This window comes from Candidatus Planktophila sp. (assembly GCF_036734405.1).
Lineage (GTDB): Bacteria > Actinomycetota > Actinomycetes > Nanopelagicales > Nanopelagicaceae > Planktophila.
Genome location: NZ_DAIMYR010000001.1, coordinates 23,147 through 36,947 on the forward strand (window position 1 = coordinate 23,147; position 13,801 = coordinate 36,947).

Annotated in this window: 12 protein-coding genes, 1 tRNA gene and 1 pseudogene; 8 read left to right on the plus strand and 6 right to left on the minus strand. The window is 45.0% G+C overall.

The genetic code is table 11. The features are described 5' to 3' along the window. Positions 1 to 31: 31 nt before the first annotated feature. Together AC9UC2_RS00115 and AC9UC2_RS00120 are read right to left on the minus strand one after the other, a co-directional pair. A complete protein-coding gene (locus AC9UC2_RS00115) occupies positions 32 to 601 on the minus strand; it encodes a GNAT family N-acetyltransferase (protein ID WP_509523788.1) in 570 nt (189 codons plus the stop codon). Positions 602 to 605: 4 nt separating this feature from the next. After that, positions 606 to 1,520 (minus strand): molybdopterin-binding protein, encoded by a 915-nt coding sequence (locus AC9UC2_RS00120; protein ID WP_509523790.1) that lies wholly within the window; start codon positions 1,518 to 1,520, stop codon positions 606 to 608. 55 nt (positions 1,521 to 1,575) lie between these two features. Here AC9UC2_RS00120 and AC9UC2_RS00125 point away from each other — a divergent pair, with 55 nt between their 5' ends. After that, positions 1,576 to 2,118 carry a 5-formyltetrahydrofolate cyclo-ligase gene (locus AC9UC2_RS00125; protein ID WP_509523792.1) on the plus strand — a complete coding sequence of 181 codons (543 nt, stop codon included), beginning with the start codon at positions 1,576 to 1,578 and terminating at the stop codon, positions 2,116 to 2,118. Positions 2,119 to 2,121: 3 nt separating this feature from the next. On the opposite strand, the gene AC9UC2_RS00130 is transcribed toward AC9UC2_RS00125, so the two are convergent. Genes AC9UC2_RS00130 through AC9UC2_RS00140 form a run of 3 tightly spaced genes read right to left on the minus strand, consistent with a single transcriptional unit; the run spans position 2,122 to position 5,634 of the window. Next, complete coding sequence (locus AC9UC2_RS00130; protein ID WP_509523795.1) at positions 2,122 to 3,267, minus strand: acyl-CoA dehydrogenase family protein; 1,146 nt, start codon at positions 3,265 to 3,267, stop codon at positions 2,122 to 2,124. Continuing rightward, on the minus strand, positions 3,260 to 5,113 hold the full coding sequence (locus tag AC9UC2_RS00135) for a bifunctional copper resistance protein CopD/cytochrome c oxidase assembly protein (RefSeq protein WP_509523797.1): 1,854 nt from the start codon (positions 5,111 to 5,113) through the stop codon (positions 3,260 to 3,262). Before AC9UC2_RS00135 ends, AC9UC2_RS00130 begins: the two co-directional genes overlap by 8 nt. After that, a complete protein-coding gene (locus AC9UC2_RS00140; RefSeq protein ID WP_509523799.1) occupies positions 5,110 to 5,634 on the minus strand; it encodes a copper resistance CopC family protein in 525 nt (174 codons plus the stop codon). Before AC9UC2_RS00140 ends, AC9UC2_RS00135 begins: the two co-directional genes overlap by 4 nt. A gap of 126 nt (positions 5,635 to 5,760) precedes the next feature. On the opposite strand from AC9UC2_RS00140, the pseudogene AC9UC2_RS00145 reads away from it, so the two are divergent. The 3 genes and pseudogenes from AC9UC2_RS00145 to purU all read left to right on the plus strand — a co-directional run. Then, positions 5,761 to 5,985, plus strand: a pseudogene (locus AC9UC2_RS00145) (FmdB family zinc ribbon protein); the annotation flags it as partial. A 173-nt stretch (positions 5,986 to 6,158) separates the two neighbouring features. After that, entirely contained in the window at positions 6,159 to 8,264 is a 2,106-nt protein-coding gene (locus AC9UC2_RS00150) for an MMPL family transporter (RefSeq protein ID WP_509523802.1), read from the plus strand. 19 nt (positions 8,265 to 8,283) lie between these two features. Continuing rightward, positions 8,284 to 9,123, plus strand: a complete 840-nt coding sequence (gene purU, locus AC9UC2_RS00155) for a formyltetrahydrofolate deformylase (protein ID WP_509523805.1) — start codon at positions 8,284 to 8,286, stop codon at positions 9,121 to 9,123. A 13-nt stretch (positions 9,124 to 9,136) separates the two neighbouring features. Here the strand turns inward: purU and AC9UC2_RS00160 are convergent. After that, positions 9,137 to 9,209, minus strand: a tRNA-Arg gene (locus AC9UC2_RS00160). 111 nt (positions 9,210 to 9,320) lie between these two features. Between AC9UC2_RS00160 and AC9UC2_RS00165 the strand changes: the two genes are divergently transcribed. From AC9UC2_RS00165 to AC9UC2_RS00180, 4 genes are all read left to right on the plus strand, one after another. After that, entirely contained in the window at positions 9,321 to 10,547 is a 1,227-nt protein-coding gene (locus AC9UC2_RS00165) for a saccharopine dehydrogenase family protein (protein WP_509523808.1), read from the plus strand. 4 nt (positions 10,548 to 10,551) lie between these two features. Further along, positions 10,552 to 12,228 carry a GMC family oxidoreductase N-terminal domain-containing protein gene (locus AC9UC2_RS00170; protein ID WP_509523810.1) on the plus strand — a complete coding sequence of 559 codons (1,677 nt, stop codon included), beginning with the start codon at positions 10,552 to 10,554 and terminating at the stop codon, positions 12,226 to 12,228. 8 nt (positions 12,229 to 12,236) lie between these two features. Then, positions 12,237 to 13,004, plus strand: a complete 768-nt coding sequence (locus AC9UC2_RS00175) for an SDR family NAD(P)-dependent oxidoreductase (protein WP_509523813.1) — start codon at positions 12,237 to 12,239, stop codon at positions 13,002 to 13,004. A 90-nt stretch (positions 13,005 to 13,094) separates the two neighbouring features. After that, complete coding sequence (locus tag AC9UC2_RS00180; protein ID WP_509523815.1) at positions 13,095 to 13,706, plus strand: hypothetical protein; 612 nt, start codon at positions 13,095 to 13,097, stop codon at positions 13,704 to 13,706. Positions 13,707 to 13,801: the final 95 nt, after the last annotated feature.

Genomic DNA, 13,801 nt, shown 5'->3' on the forward strand with positions numbered 1-13,801 from the left:
GAAGGGGTGATGTTTTTCGGGGATTTAAGCGCTACTTGATTGCAGAATTTTCCTTAACAAATGTGATGTGGTCCCGCCAATGTCCATCGATGTGTAGATACCGCGGACGCTCGCCTTCAAAAATATATCCCGCTTTCTCGGCAACTCTTCGGGAAGCGGCATTTTCAGGGCGCAAATTAATCTCAAGGCGATGCAGTTTCAGCTCCTTAAACCCATACTGCGTAAGAAGTTCAACGGCTTGCGTGGTGTAGCCACGATTGGCAAAGTTTCGATCTATCCAATACCCAATGTGCCCACCGCGCATCGCGCCGTACATGACCCCGCCTAAAGTAATTTGGCCGATTAGTTGTGCCTGATTCCAGATCGCAAATGAAAAAGAACGGCCATGTCGTGCCTCGTGATTGAGGATTTTCACCATCTCAAAAAATGATGGCAATTCTTTATAACTTTCATCGCCAGTAAGGGGAATAGTGGCCTCCCATTGTGAAAGCCAGTCTCTGTTTTCAACTCTAACTTGATTCCATTTGGCCCTATCTCTGAACCGCAAAGGCCGAAGCGCAATGCCTTCACCTTTAATCTCGATCGGCCAAGAGCTATTCATGAAACTAGATGTAGCGACGCTCTAGAACTACTACGGTTACTTGGTCACCAGTTTTTAAGGAAGTCTCACCTTCAGAAATTGCAATAAATGCATTTGCATCTGAAAGTGTGGATTGTTCATCTTGATTTTCAAGAGGTACAACTGACTTTCCATCTTCAGCCAATACTCCGCGGATGTATGAACGGACGCCGTCGCTAGATGCAATTGGCTTTTCCAGCGCGGCTTTAACTGATGGTCGATGGATAGTTGCTGCACCTAGCATTGTTCGAATCATCGGGCGCACAAAGAGTTCAAATGAAATATAGGCGGCGATTGGATCACCAGGCAGAGTAACGACAGGTGTCTTATCTGGGCCGATTGTTCCGAAATTATGGCGACCACTTGCTTCGATCGCTAAATCAACCGTTGTGATGTCACCTAATCCCGACAAAGTGCGTGTGATCAAATCAAATGAGTCATCATGGCGTTCACCGCTAACAATAATTAAATCGGCCCGTACTAGTTGATCTTCAATAACTTTTTGCAGTTGCTCCTCGTTATCTGGAATTGAGTGCACCCGGTATGCAACAGCTCCGACTTCGCGAACAGCTGTTGTTAGCAACCATGAATTTGTTTCAAACTCATCACTTGCATTTTTTAAAGGCTGGCCGGGCTCAACTAAGTCTGGTCCTGCCGAAAGCACTACGACACGTGGGTGTGGTCGGGTTGGCAAATGATCGCGACCAATCGATGCTGCTAAACCAATTTGAGTCGAACGAATACGAGTGTCTTCGCGAAGTACTAAGCGATCTCCAGCATAAATATCTGCCGCAAGGGTCGCACCATGCGCATCGAGCAAGGGCATTTCAAATGCATCAAGGGGTTTGCAGATGGCAAGAAGAGAGGTGAGAAACTCATCTACCCGAGTGTGTTCTGACATAATCGAACCCTACTTGTTGAACAGTTTGATCTTTGGGATTTCACGGGAGATTTAAATGACAGATCAAAAAGCCACACTACGGGATCGTGCCCGCCGAGAACGTTCTCAGAAGTTCATTCCTTCTAATTTTAATGTCATTCTGAGAGCGCCTGAAATTGAGTCAGCGACAACAATTGCTTCATATATCTCTTATGAGTACGAGCCAAGTACTGTCGAAATCAATGAAGCTTTCCTGAGAAGCGGGAAGGTCTTAGTTCTTCCTCGAATTAATGGAGATCAATTGGAATGGGTTAAATGGGATGGTGACCCTGCTAATTTGTTAACAAAGAAAAAGATTTCAGAACCTGTTGGTCAAGCACTCACTGATCTATCGCAGATTCAAGCGGTGATTGTGCCGGCCTTAAGAATTGATCAATCAGGATTTAGGTTGGGCCAAGGCGGAGGATATTACGATCGCGCACTTGTACATGTGACGGCATGGAAGATTGGTTTGGTCCATGCAGGCGAGTTATCAAGTGAAGTCTTGCCACATGAACCTCATGACGTCCCACTTGATGCTGCCGCTACACCATCAATTGTTGTGCGCTTTAAACGATAACAATTAGCTGTTAGGAAGATTACGCGCCATCACGATTCGCTGAATCTGATTAGTGCCCTCATAAATTTGAGTTAGCTTTGAATCGCGCATCATTCGTTCAACTGGGTAATCACTGACATATCCGTATCCACCAAGAACTTGAATCGCATCCTGCGTTACTTTCATGGCCATGTCACTGGCTAAACACTTACTTGCTGCTGAAAAGAAAGTTAAATCCTTCTCATTATTTTCGCTTTTTACTGCAGCGGCGTAAGTAAGAAGGCGTGCAGCTTCAATATTCATTGCCATATCTGCAAGCATGAATTGAATCGCCTGGAAATCAAAGATTGGCTTACCAAATTGCTGGCGCTCATGTGCATACTTTGTTGCGACATCAAATGCGCCTTGCGCTAAACCAATTGCTTGTGCCGCAATCGTGATTCGCGTGTGATCCAGTGTGGCCATTGCAAGAGCAAAGCCTTGTCCAACTTCGCTAATACGACGATCATCGCTTAGCTGAACATTGTCGAAATAAACTTCGCGAGTTGGAGATCCGCGCATACCCATCTTCTTTTCAGGTGCTCCAAAAGAGACGCCTGGATCAGATTTTTCAACAACAAAGGCGGTCATTCCCTTTGTTCTAAGCGTTGGGTCGCCTTGTGCGATTACTGAATAAAACTCGGATTCTCCGGCGTTAGTGATCCATTTTTTGCTTCCATTAAGAACCCAGCCATCGCCAGAACGTTCAACTTTTGTTCGTAGTGCCGCTGCATCAGATCCAGCTTCAGATTCAGATAAGCAATATGAAAATCCTTCGCCCTTTGCCAAACGTGGAAGCCAACGCTTCTTCTGCTCTTCATTGCCACCTAGAAGCAATGGCACTGAACCAAGTTTGTTTACCGCTGGAATAAGTGATGATGAACCACAAGATCGTGCAACTTCTTCAATAATAATTACAGCAGCGAGAGCATCTGCGCCATCTCCACCAAATTCAGTTGGCACGTGTGCTGCAAACAAACCATTTTTTACAAGCGCTGCTTTGGCTTCGCTAGGAAAACGATGTTCTTCATCGACCGCTTGTGCATATGGTGCAATCTCTTTTTCAGCAAGCGCGCGAACGCTCGTACGCAGCTCTTTGTACTCTGCGGGTAAATCGAAAACATTATCCATTCGGGCTTTTCCTATCGCGCTCTGCTAGTTCTTGAAGATACTGATTGTAGTTGGCTAGATCATCTGGCTGACCCATGGCCGCTTGGCGAGCGGTATTGCGATCAATTCTCTTTGCCTCGCGCGAATCATCTCGCATCCAATTGATAAATGTCGCGACCAAAGCAATAAGGATTGGAATCTCCCCCATAGCCCAACCAATAGAGCCACCCAGTTTTTGGTCAGCAAGTGGATCACCAAGCCAAGGGGTTTGCAACGAAGCGTAGAAACCGGCGTCAATAAGTGTTGTGGTGGACATCAGCGCAACTGAGAAGAAGGCATGAATACTCATAGCTGCAAAGAGAATGACAATCTGCACCAAGTGGTGAACTCTGCGAGGGTTTGGATCAACACCAATAATGATGAAGAAGAATAAGAAACCTGTCGCTAAGAAGTGAAGACTCATAAACAGATGGCCAACGTGACTCTGCATAAGTACTGCAAATAAATCGGTGAAGTACAGCGCAAATAAAGAGCCATCAAAAATTGCTAAGGCAACGATTGGGTTTGTGTAGATAACTCCGACCTTGGAATGCAACGCAGCTAGCAAGGATCCTCGAACTCCACGTTCATCACTATTTCTACCTTGCGGCAAAGTTCGCAGCGCTAATGTCATTGGTGCACCGAGCACCAAACCAATTGGTGCAATCATTCCTAGAACCATGTGCGACATCATGTGATAAGAAAACGAGAACTGAGCGTACAAACCTAAGCCACCACTTGTTGCAAAATTAGTTGCAGCAATACCTAAGGCAAATGCAATCGTTCGCCCAACAGGCCACTTGTCTCCACGTTTAGTCAGAACGACAACACCTTTGACGTACAAGGCGACCATTAAAGCTAAAACACCAATCATTAGAGCATTTGGTTCGTAGCTAAACAAGACGCGTGACAAAGTAGGTTCAGGTGGCGTTGGAATTCCAACAATTGAAAGTGCTGGACTGAACTCTTGAACACCTGGTCGATCAGGTGATGCACTGGCTGATAACCAGGTTCCCATCAAAACAGTAACAACCATGATTGCCGCTTCGATTGACAGAATTTTTGTAAAACCAACCCAATTAATTGAATCCTTGTTTGAAAGCGTTTTGCGATGTAAATAGCCAATCCATACCAAAATTACTGTGGCAAAAATCTTGCCAAGAACAATGAATCCATATGAAGAATTCCAGGCATCTACAAAATTTAATCGGGCCCACGCATTCACAGTTCCGCTAGCAACAACAGCAATTGCCGCCCATAAAGCCATTTGGCTGAAGCGAGGAACAGCGGTTGGGCGGTCTTTGGCTGAAAGCGTTCCCAAAGCAATGACTCCACCAACCCACAAAGAAAGAGCTATCACGTGAATCACTAGCGAACCAATGACAAGTGAGTGAGAGCCACTTGATGCCGCGTGGCTTTCAAAGACTGGTGCAACTAGGCCCGCGATAGTTAAAGCCAACAAGATGATTAGTGATTCAATCTTCTTTGTTGTGAAAGAAAATATAAGAACGATCGCTGCCATGAGCGCTTGGAAAGCTAAATACTTTCCAAGTGATATCTGCGTAATAAATGAGCGAATAACCGTCGGATCCAAAGCATCGGAAAGCGTTGTTCCTAAGATCTGCGCCAAGGTGAAGATGATTGTTCCAAAAGCTCCGACTACCCAAATTGTTGAACTGATCTTAAGTAGACCACGAACTTTTTCACCTGATGTGGTTAAGAATCCATCCTTATTGATGACAAGAAATGCCATGGACAACAAAGCACCTACTGCAGCAAAGCCACCAAGTAAATTGAGAAACTTAAATGCAGTTGTTAGGAGATTCATCGATTGTTAAATAGTTTGCGGGCATAGAGCGATAAACCAACTGTTACTGCCACGGCCATTGCAAGAAGAAAAATCACAAAGACATTTGTGGCCCAACTACTACTGGCTGGTGCTTGTGTTTCTGTTGGTTGTGGAGTTGGATTCTCTGGAGCGATGGTGCTCGGTGCTTGATATTTAAATCGGTAGCTACCTTCCAGTGGTGCATCTGCTTCTGCATACAAAAGATAAGTAACTGTGTAAAAACCTGATTCAGTAAGCGGCATCAATCCAACAGTCACACTGACATCATTAACCATGATGGTTCCGTCATCGACGCGAACTCCATTTGGATCTGTCACTGAAATTTCATTGGCTTCTGGCAAGAGAGGCAATTGGCCTGTGACTGTCACACTGGTTGGCGAAACTGACAATGTTGATCCACTAATTGGTGAAGTGCTGACAAGCGAATTTGCGAATGTCGCAGTTGTTCCCAATAAAGTAAATAGAAGTACTAGAGTGCTACGGGCTGCGAACTTCCTCACATTTGCCTTTCGAGAGGCGCCAGGAAAGTGCCTCAATTCGCGCCAATCTTCTCACTTCTTTAGACTGAGCACATAGTCGCCGGCCATATTAAGCCAGCGGGATTTTTAGCCAGAAATGGAGTCGCGATGCCTACATATCAATATGCATGCACCGCGTGCGAGCACCAATTCGAAGCAATTCAATCCTTCTCAGATGACTCCCTGACTATTTGCCCTGAATGTAAAGGTGAAATCCGTAAGGTGTACACCGCGGTTGGAGTGGTATTTAAAGGTTCGGGATTTTATAAAACAGATTCTGCAAAAAAAGACTCGACACCGAGTACGCCTGCTTCGGCACCTGCGCCGAAAGCAGATTAACCCTCGTGATGTGGTGGGCGATCTGACTTTAACTCTTCTTCGCGCTTAGCTTGTTCGGAGGCAGCATCGAGATCAATTTCATCGGATGTCACTTTCGGAAAGAGATCGCTCATAACTTTGATTCTACTACTGCTTTAAATCTTTAACTACAAGGAAAAGAGATAGAAATGTTTGAAAAGCTTGGCCACGTAATCTTCAAGCGCAGAAAGAGCGCAGTAATTCTATTTATTGTTGGAATTCTGGTCGCAGGTGGCTTTGGCTCATTAGCTTTTAGTCGTCTTGATTCAGGTGGGTATAGCGATCCAAATAGTGACTCTTACAAGGTCTACACATACTTAACTGAAGAGTTAAAACTTTCTGACCCTGCAGTTGTCATCATTGTTGACTCAGGATCAACTGATGTCACTGATCCCATAGTTGCACAAAAAGGTATTGCGCTAGAAAAGAAAATTGCTCAAGAAGAGGGTGTTACAAAAACTCTTTCTTATTGGACTAGCGGTGGCGAAGCAACCTTAAAGTCCAGTGACGGTAAAGCTGCATACATCCTTGTCTATGGAGAAGGCGAAGCGTTTACGCCAGAGAGCCAAAAACTCGGAAAAGTCATGCAGGAAAAATATGATGGATCCTACGAAGGTTTAACTCTTTATGCCGGCGGCGTGGGGGTAGTGGGCCATGCGATCACCAAAAAGATTTCAGATGATCTAAAGATCGCCGAGCTGATTTCAATTCCATTAACCTTTATTTTGCTGGTTCTTGTATTTGGAGCTTTAGCTGCTTCGGCCATGCCGCTGATTGTTGGAGTTGCTGCGATTTTGGGTGCTTTCTTTATCCTGTATCTCTTCACATTATTTACAACTGTCAGTATTTACGCCCTTAACCTGACCACAGGTATGGGACTGGGCTTAGGTATCGACTATGCATTGTTAATGGTTAACCGATTCCGCGAAGAGTTACATCGCGGAAAAAGTGTTGAGGATTCCATAGTCACAACAATGGCTACCGCAGGTAAAACTGTCTTTTATTCGGGAATGACGGTTTTGGTAACACTGTTATCGCTCACCTTCTTCCCGCTACCTTTCTTACAGTCATTTGGTTATGCAGGTGTTTCAGTTGTTGCACTTGCAGTAATCGGTGCACTATTTGGTTTGCCTCCGATCATGGCTTTGCTTGGCGACCGAATCGACAAGGGAGTTGTTCGTAAGTCTGCAATTACTCCAAAAGAAGATGGTCGTTGGGCAAAAACTGCACGCTTGGTTATGAAGCGTCCGGTAAGTGCGGTTGTTTTGTCTCTGGTGATTCTTGGAATCATGGCAGCACCAATTACAAACATTAAATTCTCACAAGGTGATTCTCGAATGTTGCCAGCAGATAACAAGGCAGCGTTTGCAACGGCGCTACAAGCTGAGCGTTTTCCGGGACAAACAGGTACTCCAATTGAAGTCATCATCAAAGACGGGGCAAACAAGACTGAAGAAATTAACACTTACACTTCTAAATTGCGACAGGTTTCAGGAATTGTTGCCGTGCTTCCACCTCAAACAATTGGAAATGATGTTCGCGTAATTGCTTATCAAGAGATGTTGCCTCGCACTCCTGAATCCCAAGAGTTGATTCACAATGTTCGAAACGTTGATTCACCTGAGGGAACTTTGGTAGGTGGAGTTGCAGCTGACTACACGGATTCTCAAGATGGAATTTCTCGCACATTGCCATGGGCACTTGCTTGGATCATCTTGAGCGTTCTGGTTTTAATCTTTGTCTTTACGGGATCAATTATTCTTCCGATTAAGGCTGTGATTCTAAACTTCCTTTCACTTGGTGCAACTATGGGAGCACTTACGTGGATATTTGTTGACGGAAATATGCAATGGCTGGTTGGTTCATTTACGGTAACCGGAACTCTTGATACCTCAATTGTTATCTTGATTGCGGTAGTCGTGTTTGGTCTTTCGATGGACTACGAACTGTTCTTACTTTCACGCATCCGTGAAGAGCACCTGTCAGGCAAAACAAATGTTGAATCAGTTGCGATTGGTCTTCAGAGATCAGCGCGAATTATCACTGCTGCCGCAGTCTTGTTAGCTGTGGTATTCGGAGCATTTGTTACGAGCGGTGTTACATCAATTAAGACAATGGGATTTGGTGTTGCTTTAGCGGTTATGTTGGATGCAACCATTGTTCGCGGCCTCTTAGTTCCAGCTTTGATGCGTCTATTTGGCGAGAACAACTGGTGGGCACCTAAGTCAATGCAGCGATTTACCTTGCGCCACTAATCTCGCGTACCCTTAGGCCATGGATTTAATCGCTTCCCTGCAATGTGCAGATCAGCCTGGCATCGTTCATGCCATGACTTCTGCTGTTCTTAACTGTGGTGGAAACATTATCGAAAACCAGCAGTTCACTGATCCAACAACTAATCAGTTTGTTATGCGTACCCGTTTTGAAACCTCACAAGGAATCGATGGCGCGCGCAAGAGTTTGAATGAGGGACTATCAAAATTTAGCCCTTCTTTGCATATTCGACCAACCGCACAAAAGCCACGCGCCTTAGTAATGGTTACAACTGAAAGTCACTGCTTGCGTGATCTGTTGTATTTAGAAGAGCTAGGCGAACTTAACGTTGAAATTCCATTGGTTATTTCAAACCGCGAAGAGCTACGCTCTTTAGTTGAATCCCATGGAGTTAAGTTTCTATTTTTACCAATTACTGCAGATACAAAAGCATCTCAAGAAGCAGAAATATTGAAAAAGATCGAAGAGTTACAGATCGATTTTGTTGTTCTGGCTCGCTACATGCAGATTCTTTCCGCGGATTTTTGCAACACCATGCCTGGAAAAATTATCAATATTCACCACTCCTTCTTGCCTGGATTTAAGGGCGCTAAGCCTTATCACCAAGCGCATGAGCGCGGCGTAAAAATCATCGGCGCATCCGCACACTTTGTAACTAGTGATTTAGATGAAGGTCCAATTATTGAGCAAGATGTAGCGCATGTAACCCACAACGCATCTGCTGAAGAATTAATCGCAATTGGTCGTGATATCGAACGTCGTGTATTGGCAAAAGCAGTGAAGTTATACGCTGATGACAAAATCTTTATTGTTGGAAAAAGAACAGTAGTTTTTTCTTAAACTGCATTAGGGGTGTCCCCGGCGGGAGTTGAACCTGCGACCTACCGCTTAGGAGGCGGTTGCTCTATCCACTGAGCTACGGGGACCTATCGTTACTAATTATCAAGTAATAATGCCCAATCTTGTCATGAATAAAGGTCACGGGTAGACTGCGCAATCTAACGAAAAGGAAGTTATTCCCTCATGAGAGGCCAACAATGAAGGCGCTAGTTATAGGCGCGGGCGGAGTTGGCAGAGCTATCGTCAATATCGCATCACGTAAACCATTTATTTCTTCAATGGTCGTCGCTGATCGAACTCTGTCACGCGCGGAAGATGCAGTTACCCGAGTCAAGGATTCACGATTTTCTGCAGCGGAGGTGAATGCTGCCGAACTGGAAGACATCCGTGCGTTGATTCGTAAGGTAAAGCCTGATGTCGTTGTTAATGCTGTTGATCCACGTTTTGTTATGCCAATTTTCTTAGCTTGTGAAATTGAAAACACAAATTACATTGATATGGCGATGTCACTATCAAGGCCACATCCTCATTACCCAAACTCTGAAACCGGCGTAAAGCTTGGTGATGAACAGTTTGCACGTGACTGGAACTGGGGAGAGCGCCAGATTTACGCGCTTGTCGGAATGGGAATCGAGCCAGGTATGAGCGATGTCTTTGCGCGTTATGCCGAAGATCATTTGTTTAGCCGAATCGATTCATTCACTATCTTTGATGGTTCTAACTTAACTGTTGAGGGATACGACTTTGCTCCATCATTTTCTATCTGGACAACTATCGAAGAGTGCTTAAACCCACCTTTGGTCTGGGAAGACGGTCGTGGTTGGTACACAACCGAACCGTTTAGCGAGATCGAAGTTTTTGATTTCCCTGAAGGAATTGGACCTGTTGAGTGCGTCAATGTTGAGCATGAAGAGGTTGTATTAATTCCACAAAAAGTTGATGCAAAAAAGGTTAATTTTAAGTATGGTCTTGGAGCTCAGTTCATTACAACATTGAAGACAATTCATATGTTGGGAATGGATCGCAAAGACCATGTAGATGTTCAAGGTATACAGGTGTCACCTCGTGACCTATTGGCAGCAGCATTGCCAGATCCTGCAACGCTTGGTTCGCGCATGAAGGGAAAAACTTGTGCAGGCGCACTTGTTAAGGGCCTTAATAAAGAAGGTAAGCCTTACGCTTGTTACATGTACAACGTTGTAGACAATGAATGGTCTATGGCCGAATACGGTGATCAAGCAGTTGTTTGGCAAACTGCAGTTAATCCAGTTATCGCGATGGAACTGATCCATAAGGGTATTTGGAAGCCAGAAGGTGTTGTTGGGCCAGAATGGTTTGACGCTAAGCCTTTCTTGGATCTATTGCCTTCATATGGAACTGAATGGAAGATTCGCGAAGAAGACCCATCAGGGATCATTGTGTAATTAAATGAATAATTCATTCGATGTCGTGGTGATCGGATCAGGTTTTGGTGGTTCGGTCTCCGCGCTTCGATTGCGCGAAAAGGGTTATTCAGTTGCAGTACTTGAAGCAGGTCGTCGCTTTGAAGATAAAGATTTTCCAAAGACTTCATGGCGATTAAATAAGTTTCTCTTTGCTCCGAAACTTGGTTTGTACGGGATCCAACGTATTCATGTCTTGCCCGATGTTTTGATATTAAGCGGTGCAGGTGTTGGCGGTGGATCACTGGTTTATGCCAATACCTTGTATCAACCTGGTGATGATTACTTCAATGATAAGCAGTGGGCAGCAATCACAGATTGGAAGAAAGAACTCGAACCTTGGTTTGATCAAGCCCGTCGCATGTTAGGCGTGACTGAAAATCCATACTTTTCAAATAGTGATCAAGCAATGAAAGATGCCGCCCACGAAATGGGCGTTGGTCATACCTTTCAAATGGCACCACTTGGAGTTTTCTTTGGCGAAGGAAGAGGAATCGTTTCTAAAGATCCATTCTTCGGTGGAGTTGGCCCTGATCGAAGTGGGTGTCAGCAATGTGGATCTTGTATGACCGGCTGTCTGTTTAATGCAAAAAATACTTTGCCCAAGAATTATTTAGGTCTAGCCGAATCTGCAGGTGCGAAAGTTTTCCCGATGACTACGGCAACCAAAATTGAACAAGTTGAAGATGGGCGTTGGAAGATAACAACAGTTAAAACCGGTGATCCATTTGGATCAAGAGGGAAGAGCTTCTACGCCAATGAGGTAATTGTTGCTGCAGGTACGTACAACACCCAGAAACTGCTGCATAAAATGAAGGACTCCAAGGTATTGCCTCTACTGTCAGATCGATTGGGTGATCTTTCACGTACAAATAGCGAAGCGCTCACTGGAGCGCTCATGAAAAATACTGATATTGACTTTAGTCAAGGTAGCGCAATCACTTCTTCATTCTTCCCTGATGAACATACTCATATTGAACCTGTTCGTTATGGCAAGGGCAGTAACTTAATGGGATTGCTGCAAACAATTATGACTGACGGCAGTTCATCAAAAATGCGCCGTAAGCAATGGTGGAAAGCCTTTTTTGCAAACCCATATCTTTTAAAGAGAATCCTGGATGTTCGCAAATGGAGTGAGCGGACAGTAATTGCGCTAACCATGCAAAATGTTGATTCTTATATCTCTGTTAAGCCAAAACGCAGTTGGTTTGGTTGGCATTTAACTTCGACAAATGATCCTGACCACCCCAACGCAACGTATATCCCTGCTGCAAATGAAGTTGTCCGCCGGATTGCGCAAAAACATGGTGGAATAGCAGGGGGACATGTTGGAGATTTAATTGATGCGCCATTTACAGCTCACTTTGTTGGCGGATGTGTAATTGGTCAAGATGCTCTGCAAGGCGTTGTTGATCCATACCATCGAGCGTGGAATTATCCAACGCTTCATATTGTTGATGGCTCAACCATCACCGCAAATCTTGGTGTCAATCCATCGCTAACAATTACAGCACAAGCCGAGCGCGCATTATCTTTATGGCCAAATAAAGGTGAGAAAGATCTTCGCCCATTACAGGGTGCACAGTATGAAATACTTCGACCAATCGCACCTCATTCACCATTTGTGCCAAAGGGTGCAATTGGTGAACTTACTGTTTCATAGGAGGCCAAATGAACTCATGGGCGCTAGTTACGGGGGCGACAGCTGGTATTGGCGAGAGTTTCTCGCGTTTGCTCGCTGGCAATAATTACAACATCGTTCTAGTAGCCCGTGATCTGCCAAGACTTCATGAACGTGCAGCTGCACTTGAAGCAAAGTTTGGAATCAAAACTCATGTGATCCAAGCAGATCTTGCGACAGATGAAGGATGTCTTCGCATTGAAAAGTACATTCTTGAAAATCAGATTGATGTCTTGATCAATAATGCTGGTTTTGGGACCAACAAAGCTTTCACCATGTCGACTTTAGAAGTTGAGCAGCAATTACTGGATGTCTTGGTTCGAACTCCGATGCGTTTGATGCATGTTGCACTGCCTCTGATGAAAACGCGCAATAAGGGAATCATCATCAATGTTTCATCTGTGGCTGGTTACATCGCAGGTGGTACCTACAGCGCATCCAAGTCATATCTGACGGTTCTTTCTGAGTCGCTCAACACAGAGTTGTCTGCAACGAATGTGAAGGTCAGCGCTTTGTGTCCTGGCTTTACCCGCACCGAATTTCATCAGCGTGGAAAGATGTCGATGAAGGGGCTGCCTAACTTTTTGTGGCTCAACCCAGATCGATTAGTTGAACAATCGTGGCGTGATGCGCTCAAAGGTAAAGCGGTCAGCATTCCGGGGTGGCAATACAAGCTCTTGGTCTTGATTGTGGAAACCATGCCGCGTTCTATTGTTAGAAAAGTTGGCATGAACATGAGGGCGAAGCAACGAAAGTAACGGTCATACTTATCGGACTCACGGCGGGTTTTCAGCCTTCTTTAAGTGCCTAATCGGTAGTATTGCGTCATTACTACGAAAGGCACATATATGTTCCGCAAGATCGCATCACTTTCTGTAGCGCTCGTGGTCGCCGGTGGCGTCATGATTGCAGTACCTGCAGATGCAGCCGTAAAGATTTCTAATGGCGTTGCATGCAAGAAGTCAGGTCAGACAACTAAGACAAGTGGCGGAACCTACCGTTGTACTAAAAATCCTTTGTCTACAAGCAAGAAACTGACATGGTTATCACTAGACTGCGTAACAGCGGCAAGAGATGCAGTTGCTGCACGAACAAAGTCAACCAAGACTCTTGCTGACTTTAAGGCACAAATTCCAGTGATTGATCTAGGAATTACTACTGAAACTGCAAACAAGGCAGAGATTCAAGCCAAGTTGGATGAAGCAACAAAACGTCAAGTTGCAGCACAAGCAAAGTTAGCTGCAGCAACAACTGATGCGGACAAAAAGATTTTGACTACAGCGGTTGCTTCATGGACATCTGCAACACGCGCCTATGCAAGCAAGATTCGCAATATCGACATCACCATTCGCAGATTAGAGGCTGCAAAGCTTGTAGCAACAAACAAGCCGGCAGAACTTTCAGCCAATGTTGCAGAAGCTCGCGCGAGTGCAAATCTAATTTGTACCAAGGGCTTCTAGGGCACGGCGCTTCTAGGACACGGCGCTTCTAAGACACAAAGCTTCACAAAACCCCGCTGCCATACAGGTAGCGGGGTTTTTGCATCTAAGGGAAC